19 protein-coding genes are annotated in these 15,776 nt (G+C 43.8%); 18 read left to right on the top strand and 1 reads right to left on the bottom strand.

What is annotated here, in order from left to right; translation table 11 throughout:
* Positions 1-28: 28 nt before the first annotated feature.
* Entirely contained in the window at positions 29-736 is a 708-nt protein-coding gene (gene rluF, locus FIU87_RS20170) for a 23S rRNA pseudouridine(2604) synthase RluF (protein WP_152446243.1), read from the bottom strand.
* A 364-nt stretch (positions 737-1,100) separates the two neighbouring features.
* Between rluF and FIU87_RS20165 the strand changes: the two genes are divergently transcribed.
* The 18 genes from FIU87_RS20165 to FIU87_RS20080 all read left to right on the top strand — a co-directional run bounded on the left by FIU87_RS20165 (position 1,101) and on the right by FIU87_RS20080 (position 15,773).
* Complete coding sequence (locus tag FIU87_RS20165) at positions 1,101-2,204, top strand: BMP family lipoprotein (RefSeq protein ID WP_152446242.1); 1,104 nt, start codon at positions 1,101-1,103, stop codon at positions 2,202-2,204.
* 132 nt (positions 2,205-2,336) lie between these two features.
* On the top strand, positions 2,337-3,857 hold the full coding sequence (locus FIU87_RS20160) for an ABC transporter ATP-binding protein (RefSeq protein ID WP_152446241.1): 1,521 nt from the start codon (positions 2,337-2,339) through the stop codon (positions 3,855-3,857).
* The gene (locus FIU87_RS20155) at positions 3,857-4,945 is read left to right on the top strand and encodes an ABC transporter permease (protein ID WP_152446240.1); all 1,089 of its coding nucleotides are present in this window, start codon (positions 3,857-3,859) and stop codon (positions 4,943-4,945) included. The genes FIU87_RS20160 and FIU87_RS20155 overlap by 1 nt, the downstream gene beginning before the upstream one ends.
* Before the next feature lie 3 nt (positions 4,946-4,948).
* Positions 4,949-5,896, top strand: coding sequence for an ABC transporter permease (locus FIU87_RS20150; RefSeq protein WP_152446239.1), 948 nt, complete (start codon positions 4,949-4,951; stop codon positions 5,894-5,896).
* A 602-nt stretch (positions 5,897-6,498) separates the two neighbouring features.
* Positions 6,499-7,497, top strand: a complete 999-nt coding sequence (locus FIU87_RS20145) for a DNA-binding transcriptional repressor DeoR (RefSeq protein ID WP_152446238.1) — start codon at positions 6,499-6,501, stop codon at positions 7,495-7,497.
* Positions 7,451-8,116: a phosphate propanoyltransferase gene (locus tag FIU87_RS20140; protein WP_152446237.1), complete on the top strand. Its 666-nt coding sequence runs from the start codon at positions 7,451-7,453 to the stop codon at positions 8,114-8,116. Before FIU87_RS20145 ends, FIU87_RS20140 begins: the two co-directional genes overlap by 47 nt.
* A gap of 2 nt (positions 8,117-8,118) precedes the next feature.
* Positions 8,119-8,841, top strand: a complete 723-nt coding sequence (locus FIU87_RS20135; RefSeq protein WP_152446236.1) for a hypothetical protein — start codon at positions 8,119-8,121, stop codon at positions 8,839-8,841.
* Positions 8,842-8,868: 27 nt separating this feature from the next.
* Complete coding sequence (locus FIU87_RS20130; protein ID WP_152446235.1) at positions 8,869-9,168, top strand: EutN/CcmL family microcompartment protein; 300 nt, start codon at positions 8,869-8,871, stop codon at positions 9,166-9,168.
* Positions 9,169-9,170: 2 nt separating this feature from the next.
* The gene (locus FIU87_RS20125; RefSeq protein ID WP_152446234.1) at positions 9,171-10,601 is read left to right on the top strand and encodes an aldehyde dehydrogenase family protein; all 1,431 of its coding nucleotides are present in this window, start codon (positions 9,171-9,173) and stop codon (positions 10,599-10,601) included.
* 127 nt (positions 10,602-10,728) lie between these two features.
* Positions 10,729-11,007 (top strand): BMC domain-containing protein, encoded by a 279-nt coding sequence (locus FIU87_RS20120; RefSeq protein ID WP_152446680.1) that lies wholly within the window; start codon positions 10,729-10,731, stop codon positions 11,005-11,007.
* 10 nt (positions 11,008-11,017) lie between these two features.
* Entirely contained in the window at positions 11,018-11,848 is an 831-nt protein-coding gene (gene tpiA, locus FIU87_RS20115) for a triose-phosphate isomerase (protein WP_152446233.1), read from the top strand.
* 3 nt (positions 11,849-11,851) lie between these two features.
* The gene (locus tag FIU87_RS20110; protein WP_152446232.1) at positions 11,852-12,307 is read left to right on the top strand and encodes an RpiB/LacA/LacB family sugar-phosphate isomerase; all 456 of its coding nucleotides are present in this window, start codon (positions 11,852-11,854) and stop codon (positions 12,305-12,307) included.
* 14 nt (positions 12,308-12,321) lie between these two features.
* Entirely contained in the window at positions 12,322-12,609 is a 288-nt protein-coding gene (locus FIU87_RS20105) for a EutN/CcmL family microcompartment protein (protein WP_152446231.1), read from the top strand.
* Positions 12,610-12,885 carry a BMC domain-containing protein gene (locus FIU87_RS20100; RefSeq protein ID WP_152446230.1) on the top strand — a complete coding sequence of 92 codons (276 nt, stop codon included), beginning with the start codon at positions 12,610-12,612 and terminating at the stop codon, positions 12,883-12,885.
* Positions 12,882-13,145 (top strand): EutN/CcmL family microcompartment protein, encoded by a 264-nt coding sequence (locus tag FIU87_RS20095; RefSeq protein WP_152446229.1) that lies wholly within the window; start codon positions 12,882-12,884, stop codon positions 13,143-13,145. Before FIU87_RS20100 ends, FIU87_RS20095 begins: the two co-directional genes overlap by 4 nt.
* A 186-nt stretch (positions 13,146-13,331) precedes the next feature.
* The gene (gene deoC / locus FIU87_RS20090) at positions 13,332-13,979 is read left to right on the top strand and encodes a deoxyribose-phosphate aldolase (RefSeq protein ID WP_152446679.1); all 648 of its coding nucleotides are present in this window, start codon (positions 13,332-13,334) and stop codon (positions 13,977-13,979) included.
* A 306-nt stretch (positions 13,980-14,285) separates the two neighbouring features.
* Positions 14,286-14,486: a helix-turn-helix domain-containing protein gene (locus FIU87_RS20085; RefSeq protein ID WP_152446228.1), complete on the top strand. Its 201-nt coding sequence runs from the start codon at positions 14,286-14,288 to the stop codon at positions 14,484-14,486.
* A gap of 348 nt (positions 14,487-14,834) precedes the next feature.
* The gene (locus FIU87_RS20080; protein WP_152446227.1) at positions 14,835-15,773 is read left to right on the top strand and encodes an AraC family transcriptional regulator; all 939 of its coding nucleotides are present in this window, start codon (positions 14,835-14,837) and stop codon (positions 15,771-15,773) included.
* The last annotated feature ends 3 nt before the right edge of the window (positions 15,774-15,776 follow it).

The following is a 15,776-nucleotide window of genomic DNA, read 5'->3' as shown; positions in this document are numbered from 1 at the left end:
TTGACTCATGGGGCGGTTCGGTCGCACTCTACCATTCACGCGGCTCATAATCCAGCTCCGCAAACAGCGCACGCTTTTCTTTTTTCGTTAAATCACGCCATTGGCCCATCGGCAGGTTTCCTAAATGAATATTCATGATGCGGGTACGGACCAAACGCACCACTTCATAACCAAGCTCGGCACACATGCGGCGAATCTGCCTATTCAAGCCTTGCGTCAAAATGATCTTAAACTCAAACTTGGACAGCTGCTCAACCTCACAAGGCAACGTCTTCGTGTCTAGAATTCGAACGCCTTCAGACATGTTCTTCACAAACTCAGCGGTAATTGGCTTATCAACCGAAACAATGTATTCTTTTTCATGCTTGTTCTCTGGTCGAAGAATCTCATTAATGATGTCACCGTCATTGGTTAGCAAAATCAACCCTTCCGATTCTTTATCTAAGCGCCCGATGTGAGACAAACGCAGCGGATGATTGACAAGGTCGATGATGTTTCCCTTCACACTTTTTTCGGTAGTGGAAGTGATGCCGACCGGTTTATTGAGGGCAATGTAGACATTATCGCGGGCAATTCGAATGACTTGGCCATTTACCAAGACCTCGTCACCTGGATTCACCTGTCCGCCGATTTTCGCCACACGGCCATTTATTTTTACTTTACCTTCTTCTATTAATTTATCTGCTCCGCGACGAGAAGCGACGCCAGAGTCACTAATGAATTTATTAATACGCATTAAACATCCGTCCTTACATTAAAGGTTCTCAACAACATTCATTGTACTATAAGAAAATACCACCTTACAAATAGGCAAGATAGAATGCGATTGTAAAAAAAATTGCCCCGCAGACTCGATTTCACTTTGCAAAAATAAACAACGTCTTTCCTATGTAATTTTTACCATTTTTTCAAAAGAAAAAAATAGAAACCCAGTATTTATCTGCAAATATTCGACATTTTTCTTATCTAGGACCTTTTATTCATGAAAATATGTTCATCTTTAAAAAACATATATTGAAAAATTAATAGATTAAGAATATAGTAATGTTAGTAAGGGTTTTCAATTTACTAATATTTTTAAATTTTGGGGGAGTTAAGACATGAAAAAGGGTTTTATTGCAACGATCATCATGGTTTTAACAACGATGATCTTTTTAGTAGGTTGCGGTACAGACAAGTCTAACGGTTCTGGTTCTACTGGAGATGGAAGCGGTTCTGATTTGAAGGTTGGTATGGTAACTGACGCGGGGACAATTGACGACAAATCTTTTAACCAAGGTACTTGGGAAGGTATTAAACAAGCGAAAAAGGATTTCGGTATCACAGAGAAATACTTACAGCCTGCAGGTACAACAGAAGCAAACTACATGCAAGAGATTACAAACCTGTATGATGCAGACTTTAAATTTATCGTTACGCCTGGATTCAAATTTGAAACAGCTATTTTCCAAGCGCAAAGCCAATTTGAAGATGCAAAATTCGTTCTTATCGATGGATCTCCACACAATGGTGATTTCAGCCCTGTAGTAGGTGAAAACACAGTATCTATTTTCTTTGCTGAGCACGAAGCTGGTTTCTTAGCTGGTGTTGCAACAGCTCTTGAATTAAAAGAAGGCGAAGCTGGATTTATCGGTGGAATGGAAATTCCTCCAGTTCAAAAATTCAACTGGGGCTTCCAACAAGGTGTTGCTTATGCTAACGAGAACTTAGATACAAATGTAAGCATTAAAGCAGAAAACGTTATCTACCAAGGTACGTTTGACGATGTAAACGCTGGTAAACAAATTGCAGCAGCGATGTTCGACCGCGGTGTGAAAGTAATTTTCGCAGCAGCTGGTGGTGTAGGTGTTGGTGCAATTGACGAAGCGAAAACTCGTGTATCTGGTGGAGAAGAAGTATGGATGGTTGGAGTCGACGTTGACCAATACGAAGATGGAAAAATGGACAACGGCGAATCTGTTATCTTAACTTCTGCTATGAAGAGAATTGACGTAGCTGCTATTGATATGATTAAAGCAGAAATCGATGGAGAATTCCCAGGTGGAGAAACATTAACGTTTAACGCTGAAAACGATGGTGTTGGTCTTCCTGAAGAAAATCCAAACTTAAGTGAAGAAACAACTAAGAAAGTAGACGAAATCTTCGAAATGATCAAGTCTGGTGACATCGCAGTATCTCATGAGCAAGGCGATCTTATCAAGTAATATAAAGTAACACCTGGCAATAAGATGCTTCAATAAAAAAAAGGCGGGTTGTCCCGCCTTTTTTACTGCCTATATTAGAGGTTAGTTGTCTGTCCTCTTGGGATAAATTTTTTAAAAAGGGAGAATAACTCGATGGACTATGTAGTGGAGATGCTCAATATCCGGAAAGAGTTTACTGGAATAATTGCCAATGATGATATTACACTTCGTCTGAAGCAAGGGGAAATTCATGCCCTACTTGGTGAAAATGGTGCGGGGAAATCAACGCTGATGGCAATCCTTTTCGGAATGTATCAACCGGATAGAGGGTCTATTAAAATCAATGGCAAAGAAACGAAAATAGCCAATCCTAACGTCGCGACAAAGCTTGGAATTGGTATGGTGCATCAGCACTTTAAACTGGTTAGTAATTTTACCGTGACAGAGAATATTATGCTTGGCTCTGAATTGCATAACATGTATGTGCTTGATAAAAAAACTGCCAGCAAAAAAATTGAGGACCTATCTAAAAAATACGGCTTGAATGTCGATCCTCATGCCAAAATTGAAGATATTTCCGTTGGGATGCAGCAGCGTGTAGAAATCCTTAAAATGCTTTACCGCCAAGCGGATGTGTTAATTTTAGACGAGCCAACAGCAGTACTTACTCCTCAAGAAATAGAAGAGCTCGGCAAAATCCTTAAAAACTTAATTGCAGAGGGTAAATCAATCATCATTATCACCCACAAGCTGAAAGAAATTAAGGCGATGGCAGACCGTTGCACCGTTATCAGAAGAGGAAAGACAATTGGCACTGTGAACGTAGCAGAAACAAGTAAAGAGCAAATGGCCGAAATGATGGTTGGCCGTGAAGTTAATTTCAAGGTTAGCAAAAAAGAAGCAACCCCAGGGGAAGTCGTTCTAAAGATGGACAATGTTTCCGTTAAACGCGGAAAAGACGTGGTTGCGCTGAAAAACATGACCTTAGAGCTTAAAAAAGGAGAAATCCTTGGTATTGCAGGGGTTGATGGAAACGGTCAAGCAGAAATTGTGGAAAGCATCACAGGCTTAAAGCAGGCTGACTCCGGAACCATCCTTTTTGAAGGCAAAGATATCACAAAAATGCCGGTTCGCTCCAGAATTGCGAGCGGAATTGCGCATATTCCAGAGGACCGTCATAAGCATGGTCTCGTCCTTGACTATACGATTGAAGAAAACATGGTCCTAGAGCTGTATCATAAAAAACCTTTCTCCAAGCGCGGATTCCTTAATTTCCAAGCAATCAGAAAGCATGCGGATAATATTATCCAAAGCTTTGATGTACGTTCTGGTGAAGGCGCAAAATCGATTGCGAGATCACTTTCCGGTGGGAACCAGCAAAAAGCGGTAATTGGTCGTGAAATAGAACTGGACCCAACCTTGCTGATTGCCGTTCAGCCAACACGTGGCTTGGACGTTGGTTCAATCGAATACATTCACAGCAGACTTGTCGAGCAGCGCGATAAAGGAAAAGCCGTGCTACTTGTATCCTTAGAATTAGATGAAGTAATCAATGTTTCCGATCGCATTGCTGTCGTGAACAATGGCCAACTAGTTGGTATCGTAAACGCAAAAGAAACAAACGAAAACGAACTTGGTCTGATGATGGCAGGCGTGACGAAGGGGGAAGAATAATGAGAAATGGCATCATCTCGTTACTTGCTGTCCTTTTCGGTTTAATTGCAGGTGCGATTCTAATGGCCGCCACAGGCAACAACCCTGTGGAAGGCTATAAATTTCTGTTTGAAGGCGGACTTAAGAACATTTCCCGTATTGGAAACACGTTAGCAACCGCAACGCCGCTCATTTTTACTGGTTTATCGGTAGCCTTTGCTTTCCGTACTGGTTTGTTTAATATCGGAGCAGCTGGACAAATGCTCTTCGGAGGCTTTTGTGCCGTTGCAGTCGGCTTAACATTCGACGACTTATCCAGACCATTACTACTTTTGCTTATGGTAGCGGCTGGTTTCCTTGGTGGAGCGCTTTGGGCGTTCATTCCTGGTTTATTAAAAGCGAAATTTAACGTGCATGAGGTAGTATCCACTATCATGATGAACTGGATTGCTTACTGGACGATTTATTACGCTGTACCAACTTATTTTAAAGGAGAGTTTTTGGAAACAGAATCCAGAAAACTTCCAGAAGTCGCGTCATTGCGCACACCGTTCTTAACGGAATTATTCGGTGGTTCTTACATTAACTTAGGCTTATTTATTGCTGCCATTGCAGTTATCGTATTCTCTTTTATCATCAATAAAACAACGCTAGGCTACGAGTTAAAAGCAGTAGGATTTAACCGTGATTCTGCAGAGTACGCAGGAATCGCAGTGAACAGAAGTATCGTAACATCCATGGTTATTGCCGGTGGGTTAGCAGGTCTTGGTGGAGTTGCCTTCTACACAGGGAACGCAACAAGCATCCAAATCGGTATTTTACCAACGCAAGGCTTTGATGGAATTGCCGTCGCGCTTCTAGGTGCAAACACTGGTGTTGGTGTGTTGTTAGCCGCGATTTTCTTTGGTCTTCTTTACTCTGGACGCGGATTTATGAATGCAATGACCGATATCCCACCAGAAATCGCGGACTCTATCATCGCGATTATCATCTATTTCGCAGCAACTAGCATTCTAATAGACCGTATGATTCGTTACTTCATGAACAAAAAGAAAAACAAAAAGCCGGTCGTTCCGCAAAATACGGCTCAAAAGAAGGAGGAGGTATAAGGTATGTGGACAATCATTCAGCAAATAGCTCCGTATGCGATTATCTTTACCATCCCTCTTTTGATTACCGCACTGGGAGCACTATTCAGTGAACGAAGCGGTGTCGTAAACATCGGATTAGAAGGTTTAATGGTCATTGGGGCATTTACAGGGGCGCTAGTGGTCCTTAAAATGCAAGCAGTAATGTCAGGTCCAAAAGCAATCTGGATTGGCCTTGCACTCGCAACCTTAATGGGACTCTTGTTCTCGCTCTTACATGCTTTTGCAAGTATTAACCTTCATGCTAATCAAATCATCAGTGGTACTGCCATCAACATGATCGCTGCTGCCATCACAGTATTCTTAGCACGTAACATTACAGGTAGCGGAAACATTCAGGTTAGCACATTAAAACCGTTTAATATCCCGTTCTTATCGGATATCCCGATTATCGGAAGTTTGTTTTTCACAAGAACGTATGCAACAACATGGCTTGTACTCGCAATTCTGCTGTTAAGTGCCTTCGTGCTTTATAAAACACCATTCGGTTTGCGCCTGCGTTCTTGCGGGGAGCACCCACACGCAGCAGAAGCAGCTGGGATTAGCGTAAGTAAGATGCGCTATATTGGTGTGATGATTTCCGGAGCATTCTCTGGTCTTGGTGGTGCGGTTTATATGATCACTACCGGTGGGGAATTCAGCGGAACAGTTGCAGGCCTTGGTTTCTTGGCCCTTGCATCCTTGATTTTCGGTCAGTGGAAGCCACTTGGCATTCTGGCTGCAACGTTGTTCTTCGGTTTTGCAACAACCGTTGCAAACGTGTCCCAGGTAATTCCAACATTGGCTGTCATTCCGCCAGTATTCTTGAAGGTATTCCCGTACGTGGTTACCCTAATTGCTCTAGTAATCTTTTCAAAATCATCCCAAGCTCCTAAGGCTGTTGGTGAGCCGTTTGATTCTGGAAAAAGGTAATAAGATGTTTGCTTGCACGCACCCGACTGATCGGGTGCGTGTTTTTTTGATTTTTGTGAGGTTATTGCGAGGGAGGAGGGTGGATGAGGGCAATGGGGAGGGTGTATTAGGACAATGGGTCGGGTGGATAAAGGTTGGTTGTCTTCATAGAGGTTGTATGAGGACAATGGGACGGGTGGATAAAGGTTGGTTGTCTTCATAGAGGTCGTATGAGGACAATGGGCCGGGTGGATAAGGGTTGGTTGTCTTCATAGAGGTCGTATCCATACAACGGCGAGCGAAAACTAGTTTAATAGTCTTCATATAACACCAATGGCCCCCAACCGAAGCAACCCACCCTTCTTATAAATAACATAGCTCCCTTTAACCCCTGCCACATCAACTAATCCCCACACAATTAAAACAATTCAAAATAAAAATTATTGACAGAATTTTCGCTAGGATTATAATAGAGTTAACATATGTTCACGAACAACTTTACAAAAGTTTAGTAAAGCGCTTACAGGAGAGCCTATCTATGAAAATTCAACAAGAATCCCGATAATAACAAGCACTTTCGTAACAAACCAAGTGAACATAATTTTAAAATCGGGTGAAGTAGCATGCAAAATGAAAAAATAGCCCGTTTAGTAGAAGTGGCTAAAATGTATTATCTGTTTAACTACAGCCAACAGGAAATTGCCAAAAAGCTTGGGGTATCACGACCTACTGTTTCAAGGCTCTTAGACCAGGCAAAGCAAGATGGTGTCGTACATATTAAGATTTGCGACCCAACCGAAGATATGACCAGCTTAGCCTTACAGCTAAAAGAGAAATTCAGCCTAAAAGATTGCGTCGTCACTTCCTCTCCTGCTTATGAAGACAATCATATAAAAGAAAAGCTTGGCGAGGCGGCAGCCGAATACTTATACACCATCGTCAAAAACGGCGATACAATCGGCATCACCTGGGGAACAACGCTTTATCAGCTCTCCCTAAAGCTAAGTCCAAAAAATGTGCAGGATGTGGAGATTGTCCAATTAAATGGTGGGGTGAGTTACTCGGAGCTGAACACGCACGCCTCTGATATCATCAATGGACTTGCGGCAGCCTTTCACACAACACCGCACTTCCTTCCGGTACCGGCCGTGGTCGATCATCCTGTCGTCAAGCAAGCGATTGTCGCGGACCGCCATATCAACAAGGCTCTCGAGCTTGGCAAACAAGCGAACATTGCCGTTTACACAGTCGGTGAAGTGGGAGAACAATCCACGCTCATGCGGGCGGGCTACTTCCTGGAAAGTGATGTAGAAACGTTAAAGAACAACAAAACGGTGGCTGATATTTGCTCACGTTTTATTGACATGAACGGGCATATCAGTAATCAATCCTTAAATGCACGAACGATTGGGATTGAGCTTTCCCAGCTTGCTGAAAAAGAATATAGCATTCTAGTGGCAGGTGGAAACAAGAAAGTAGAAGGAATACTTGGTGCTCTAAATGGTCAGTATGCGAATGTTTTAATTACTGACCAATACACAGCAAAAGCACTGTTGGAAATGGAGGAGAACAAAGATGGAGCGAGCGAGTATCAAGGCGCTGGTCCAAGAGGTGGTGCGTAACACCCTCCAGGCATCAAAAAAACAGGTGCAGATTGCCGTTTCCAACCGGCATATCCACCTGTCCCCTCAGCATGTGGAGAGGCTTTTTGGCAGAGGCTATGAGCTAAAAAAACAAAAGGATCTTTCCCAGCCTAACCAATTTGCTGCAAAAGAGACTGTCACGCTTATTGGGCCAAAAGGCAGAATCCAACATGTCAGGGTGTTAGGTCCTGCAAGAGGGAATACGCAAGTGGAAATCTCTCTTTTTGATGGCTATACCTTGGGAGTAAAAGCCCCTATCAGGCAATCAGGAGACATAAAAGGCTCGGCACCCATCACCATTCAGGGGCCAAGAGGGCAGCTACAACTAGAAGAAGGGTTGATTTGTGCTTCTCGTCATATTCACATGCACCCACAGGACGCAGATCGCTTCGGCGTGAAGGATGGGGATATGGTCGATATCAAAGTCGAAGGCGAGCGTGGCATAACTTTTTCCAACACCTTAATCAGAGTTTCTGAGAAATATAAGCTCGAAATGCATATCGATCTCGATGAAGCAAACGCAGCAAACATTCGCAATGGTCAGCTTGGAGAAATGACAGCGGTTTATTGCGCTCCAACGAAGGATGGGGGGGTGTAGCTGTGGATGTAAGGGAGACAGTTAAGACATTAGTGAAACAGGCGGTGGCAGCATACCTAGAAGCAAATCAGGAATCGCTGCAATCATCCAAACCAGCAATAACGATTCTCTTAACCTATCATGCTTCCAATCCAGACGAAATTTTGAAAGCGATTACTTCGATTGAAGAAGCTTTTAACATAACGCTCGTAGCATCAAAGGAATGGAGCGCGCGTTTGAATGAAAAGGAAGCACTTCCAATCGAAGATATGCCACAATACGAGCTGCAAAAGCTCTGGAGAGAAACTGATCTTCTCATCCTGCCAGTCGCGTCATTTGGGCTAGTTTCAAAGCTTGCCCTAATGATGGATGATGACAAGGCTGTGAAAACAGCGGTTGGATTTCAGCTGCTCGGCAAGCCAGTGATTATCGCAAAGGATGAGGTGGAGCTTGGGGTGTACCAGCAGGTGTTGGCACCTTATTCCGTTCAGGAAAAGCTCCAAGATTATATCCGGACGCTTCAAAAGGATAAGGTCAAGCTAGTACCGTTAACGCAGCTTACGAAAACTGCAACAGAAGAGCTTTCACAGCTAAAAGAAAGGCAACCGCTCATTCTCGCAAAGCATATAGAAAGTGCAAGTAGAGAGCGATTGAGTGAAGTTACCGTTCCGAAAAACAGCAAAATCACGCCTGTTGCAAAGGATATGGCAAGAGAACTCAAGGTTAAGATCCATAAAGAAACATGATGCTCCTTGAAAGGAGGCCAAGCATTAATGATCATCGCGAAAGTGGTCGGCTCGATTGTTGCCACAACGAAAGCAGAAAAGCTAACCGGGAAAAAACTGCTGATTGTTACACCTTTAGATATGAAAAGTATCGAAGAGGATGGCAAGCCTTTAGTAGCTATTGATACGGTTGGTTCTGGTATTGGGGAAGTGGTGCTGGTGGTCAGCGGAAGCTCTGCTCGCCAAACAGAAGCAACTACGGGAGTACCCGTGGATGCTGCCATTGTGGGGATTGTCGACCAGATTGAAATTCAAGGAAATCTTACCTTTTCAAAAGGAGGTAGTTAAGCTTGCAAATTAAAGAAAGTGATATCAAGCAAATGGTTGCAGAAGTGCTCGCACAGCTTGATGGGACACAAAAAGAAATAGGAACACAAGCTCACCAGCCAAGCGACATCGCTCTAGGCAACGGTGTGTTTCAAACCGTGGACGAAGCGGCTGATGCGGCAACAGAGGCGTGGGACAAGCTTCGCGTAACCTCACTTGAAACAAGAAAGAGAATGATTGAAAACATGCGGAACGTCAGTCGTCAGCATGCAGAAGAACTGGCAAAGCTTGCGGTCGAGGAAACTGGTCTTGGCCGAGTAGAAGATAAAATTGCCAAAAATCTGCTTGCAGCGGATAAAACACCGGGTGTGGAAGACATTGTCGCAACCACATACTCTGGTGACGGTGGATTGACTTTAGTGGAATATTCGCCTATGGGTGTGTACGGAGCCATTACGCCATCCACTAATCCAGCAGCCACCATCATTAATAACTCTATTTCACTTGTAGCTGCCGGAAACGCGGTTGTTTTCAATCCACATCCAAGCGCAAAACGAGTGTCTATCCGTGCGATGCAATTACTAAATGACGCAATCGTAGCGGCAGGTGGACCAGAGAATGTTCTTACCTCCGTTGCGAGTCCAAATATTGAGACCTCTAACGCGGTAATGAAGCATCCAAAGGTAAGGGCGCTCGTGGTTACTGGTGGCGGTATTGTTGTTCAGGCAGCAATGGCAGCAGGCAAAAAAGTTATTGCAGCAGGGCCTGGTAACCCACCGGTTGTGGTCGATGAAACAGCAATCATTCCAAAAGCCGCGAAGGATATTGTCACAGGCGCAAGCTTTGATAACAATGTGCTTTGTACGGCGGAAAAAGAAGTGTTTGTCGTAGAAAGTGTTGCAAACTCCCTAAAGAGCGAGATGACTAAAAACGGTGCCATCGAACTAAAAGGCTACCAGTTAGACAAGCTTTTAGAAAAAGTGCTAGTGAAAAAGGGAGACAAGCACTATCCTAACCGCGATTTTATCGGGAAAAACGCTTCCGTTCTACTTGAAGCAGCCGGTATCAAAGCGGACGCGAACACGAAGCTCATTATTGCAGAAACAAAAGGAGATCATCCTTTGGTTCATACAGAAATGCTGATGCCAATTCTGCCAATTGTCAGGGTAAAAGACGTCGATACGGCCATTTCGCTTGCGGTAAAAGCAGAGAAGGGGAACCGTCATACGGCCATCATGCATTCACAAAACATTAGCAATCTCACAAAAATGGCAAAAGAAATTCAAGCGACTATTTTTGTGAAAAATGGTCCGTCAGTATCTGGACTAGGTTATCAAAGCGAAGGGTTTACCACCCTCACCATTGCTGGCCCAACTGGCGAAGGCTTGACCTCAGCCAAAACCTTCACCCGTCAACGACGCTGTGTGCTGGTAGACGGCTTTAGAATTGTTTAGGAGGAATAGGTAGATGGCCGAATTAGAACAAGTATCTCAAGAAAGCCAACAAACGAAAGCCCCTAAAAAAAGAACAAAGAAACAACCAAAATCAAATAAAACAGAAGATATCCAAGGAGGAATTCAAATGAGTCAAGAAGCATTAGGAATGATCGAAACAAAAGGTCTTATCGGAGCAATCGAAGCAGCAGACGCAATGGTGAAAGCTGCAAATGTAACACTAGTAGGAAAAGAGTTCGTTGGCGGAGGCCTTGTAACAGTAATGGTTCGCGGTGATGTTGGCGCAGTGAAAGCAGCAACAGAAGCAGGAGCAGATGCAGCAGGTCGCGTTGGTCACTTAATCTCTGTACATGTGATTCCACGTCCAAACACAGAAGTAAACGGAATTTTACCGGTAGCGAAATAGGTTGTAGCGTATGGATTCTTCCATCAAAAACTACATCAAACAATTGGTACAGGAGGCAGTGAACAATTCTTTCTCACACCAGACTAACCAAACGGGAAGAAAGCCTCTTGTCGTGGCCAATTGGAAAATGAACAAAAATCTTCAGGAAGCCCTGAGCTTTGTACAAGATATTGAGGTCGAGGAGGGAGCAGAGGTTATCCTTTGTCCTCCAGCTCCACTTCTTTATCCAGTCGCCCAAGCGTCAACCCTACAAGCAAAATCGCTTCACATCGGTGCGCAAAACGTTCACCAGGAAGCGAGCGGTGCCTACACGGGTGAGATAGCGGGAAGCCTCCTGAAGGATATTGGCTGCAAGTACACACTTATTGGTCACTCCGAAAGACGGCAGTATTTTCAGGAAGATGACCAAACCATCAACCAAAAAGTGAAACGCGCACTAGAGGAAGGGTTAATACCGATTATCTGCATCGGGGAAACCTTAGCGGATAAACAGCAAAGCTTAACCGAAAAAGTCCTAACCACCCAGCTGTTAGGTGCATTAGACGACATTAGCCTCACGGATGTTGTGCTCGCCTATGAACCAGTTTGGGCAATTGGAACCGGAGAATCGGCAACAGCTCAGGATGCTCAAGCGATCCACAGCTACATCAGGGCCGTTCTCACCCATATTGATCCGCAAACTGCAGACAATGTATCCATCCTGTACGGTGGATCCGTGAATGAAAAAAATGCGAAGGAATACGCTGAGCAGCCTGACATCGACGGCGTTCTCGTCGGCGGCGCCAGCCTGAAGGTGGATTCTTTTCAGAAAATAATCAGTTCCTTTGCCAAAGGAGAATAAACAATGAAAAAAGTTGCAATTGGTAGCGACCATGGTGGCTACGAGCTAAAGGAAACGTTAAAAACGTACCTAACAGAGCTTGGCTATGAGTACCTCGACTTTGGCTGCAAGGCGAACGAATCCGTTGACTACCCAGACATCGCGTTTCTAGTCGGCGAATGCGTTGCAACCAACTCCGACTATGTTGGCATCATGATTGATGGTGTTGGCGTTGGGAGCGGCATGGTTCTGAACAAGATTCCAGGTGTCCGCGGGGCAGTGTGCTGGGATTTATCATCAGTCATCAACAGCCGCGAGCATAACAATGCCAACGTCTTGTCGATTGGTGGTCAATTTATCGGAGAAGGCCTTGCCAAGCAATTGGTGAAAACATGGCTGGAAACAGATTTTGCAGGCGGCAGACACGATCGCCGCGTCACCAAAGTAATGGAAATTGAAAGTCGTTTTATAAAACGCTGAAAGCAGGTTTAAACATGTTTGTAGCAAAAGTGATTGGCAATATGATCTGTACACATAAAGACGAAAACTTAAAAGGGTTAAAGCTTTTAATCGTCCAACCAGTAGACGATCAGCTGCAGGATAAAGGTAAACCACTTGTTGCTATTGATACCATCGGTCAATCAGGAGAAGGGGATCTTGTGTATCTTGCCAAGAGCCGCGAATCCTCGCTCCCTTTAAAGAACAGAGAAATCGTCCCATCAGATGCAGGAATTCTTGGAATCATCGACTATTACAATGTAAAACGAATGGAGGAAATATAAATGAGTAACGCATTAGGCATGATCGAAACTAAAGGTTTAGTAGGTGCTATTGAAGCAGCAGACGCAATGATGAAGGCAGCAAACGTATCTCTAGTAGGAAAAGTACAAGTTGGCGGCGGTTTAATCACTGTTTTAGTACGTGGAGATGTTGGCGCAGTGAAAGCAGCAACAGAAGCAGGAGCTGACGCAGCGCAACGTGTTGGTGAATTTTTATCTGTACACGTCATCCCAAGACCACATTCTGATATCGAAAAAATCCTTCCAACTAACCTATGAAACTAGCAAAGGTCGTTGGAAATGTCGTATCGACGATCAAAACACCGACACATCAAAACAAAAAGCTCATGGTGGTCGTCCCCGTAGATGAAAAAGGGGAAAAATGCGGAGATGCCATGATTGCCCTTGACCGCTTTCATGCCGGGGTGGACGACTATGTGCTTATTTTAGAAGAAGGCGGCTCGGCAAGAGAAATATTAGGTGATGCAAACGGCGCATTTGATGCTGTCATTGCCGGGATTGTCGACCGATTACAATAATGCGAGGTGAACACAATGCAAATGGAAGCATTGGTGGAACAGATTACAAATCAGATTATGGAACAGCTGACCAATAAACAAAAGCTTGCAGAAGGAACGCCCGCAGCTTCCGCACAACAAGCAACCGCACCAAAAAGTTACACAAATGCAGCAAGCAGCCTAGTGACAGGACCATCTGTTGCCAGAATGATTGACCATACTTTACTTAAGCCAGAAAGCACAAAAGAGCAAATTGTAAAGCTTTGTGAAGAAGCAAAGGAACACAACTTTGCAACAGTTTGCGTAAATCCATTTTGGGTACAAACAGCAGCTCAAGAGCTAAAAGGCTCTAAGGTTGGAATCACAACCGTTGTTGGCTTCCCGCTTGGTGCAACAAACAGCTATGTAAAAGTGGCCGAAACAAGAGATGCCATCGCAAGTGGCGCAACGGAAATCGATATGGTCATGAACATCGGCGCGCTAAAATCCGGTGACTTCGAAACGGTGAAAAAAGACATTGAAGCAGTGGTTCTCGCTGCAAAAGGCCACGCACCAGTAAAAGTGATCATCGAAACAGGCTTCTTAGAAAACGAAGAAAAGAAAAAAGCGTGTATTCTTGCGAAAATGGCAGGCGCTGACTTTGTTAAAACATCCACAGGCTTTGGACCAGGTTGCGCAACAGCAGAAGACATCAAACTAATGCGTGAAGCAGTAGGACCAGACATGGGCGTAAAAGCATCCGCATGCGTTCGCGACCTAGATACGGCCCGCAAGCTAATTGAAGCAGGCGCAACTCGTATCGGCGCAAGCTCCAGCATTGCCATCATCACAGGTGGTAAGGGGACTGGATACTAATATAAAAGTAATTAGGTAAGTGTTAATAGAGAAATAGTTACCAGCTGTTGATTGCACCAAAAGTCGGAAACAGAGCGGCGTGCTTGAGCCTCCCAGGGCATAGCCTGAGGAGGCTCCTCAAGGCCGTCCATAGGAAAGCGAAGCCTCATGAGAAAAACAACAGCGTCTCCATACACAACCTAATCTGACAGAACACCATACAGAGGAATCTTAGTTGGTGTTCTGTTATTTTTTCTATTGTAATACTCTGAAAATTCTTATATAATAATATGTAATCGCTTACACAATAGCCAGAGGAGGATTTACATGAAACATATCGCTAACCAACTAAAGAATGCACGAACAAGACAGGATATTGAAATAGATCAACTGGCAGCACTAACTGGCCTACCTGCAGACACCATCGCAGCAATTGAAGCTGGAACACTTGATGTGCAAATCTCCACTCTAAGTAAACTTTCAGAAATATTACGATGCTCCTTTTCAATAGGAGATTTGTCTATATAAGATCTCGGAGAAACCAGAGGAAGCTCTGGTTTCTTTTTTTATCTTTAAAAGGAGGGGAGTTCTGAAATTTAACTATCGCCAGATTATTTCTATTTTCGCCAGAATAATAAAATAATCGCTGAATTATCTCGCTTTTAGCCAAAATAACAAAATAATCGCTGAATTATCTCGCTTTTCGCTGATTAACGTAAATTTCCGCTGAATCGCGTTCCTTCCTCCCCGGCCCAAACCTTTCATTCCCTCAACCTCTACTCCAAACAGAGGTAATTTTGCAAAAAACATACAAAAAATTATCTAAACCTTTAAAAACCTGCCATAATAAAAGAAACAAAGTGAAGGAGTATCCCCATGCACACTGTCGAACAGCAAAAAGCCATTGATATCGTGATTGACTACATAGAAAAAAATTTAGAAAGCACACTTTCCCTACAAACACTCGCAGCCGTCTCCACCTATTCACCCTATCATTTTCAACGCATCTTTAAAGCTGCCATTGGAGAAACACCTGCCAACTACATAAAGCGCCTCCGAATGGAAAAAGCAGCGCATTTACTCATTTATGAATATTCCATCCCTGTCACGCAAATTGCCTTGATCTGTGGATTTTCCTCGCTTTCTTATTTTACCTCCTCCTTTCAATCCTACTTTGAAATGAGTCCAAGCAAGTGGCGAGAAGGTGGTTATCTTCAGCATTTCCCAAGGGAGTACGCAGATCATAGCAAGATTTCTAAACTAAACCGCAATATGCAGCAAGAAAAGTCCTATTCTACAAAGTATAATAGGTTTCAGTGGCTGAACCTTGAAAAAGTAAAGGTTACTGAGTTTCCTGTGTGCACAACGGTGAAAAGACAAAGCATTGGCTCCTACACTCAAGGAATACCAGAAGTCTGGGAAGATCTCTATCGCTTGGGAAGTGCTCATGAACTTATCGATAAGACGTCTTTGCTATTCGGTATTCCGAAGAATAATCCTTACATTACTCCTCCAGAAAAAAGTAGATATGAATGCCATCTTGCCATTTCTAGCAAGGATGCCATTCAAGGGGAAAATATTTCCACTTTTGCAGGGGGCAAGCATGTGGTCTATGAATTTGAGGAAGCGGTAGAGTACGAAAATCGAAAAATGCTTATAGAGTGCTATTCAGAGCTCTATAGCTTTTGGCTACCGGGGAGTGGCTATAAATATCTTGATAACCCCATCGAATTGGTGGAACTAACAAACGTTCAAGGCAGCTTAGAGGTTAGAAGTAAAATTAAAGCAATTGCTTTGGCTATTGAGCCGAAGTAGGAA

The organism is Bacillus sp. THAF10 (assembly GCF_009363695.1).
Lineage (GTDB): Bacteria > Bacillota > Bacilli > Bacillales > Bacillaceae_I > Sutcliffiella_A.
The sequence above is the reverse complement of the archived record's forward strand: the minus strand, read 5'-3'. Positions and strand labels throughout refer to the sequence as shown.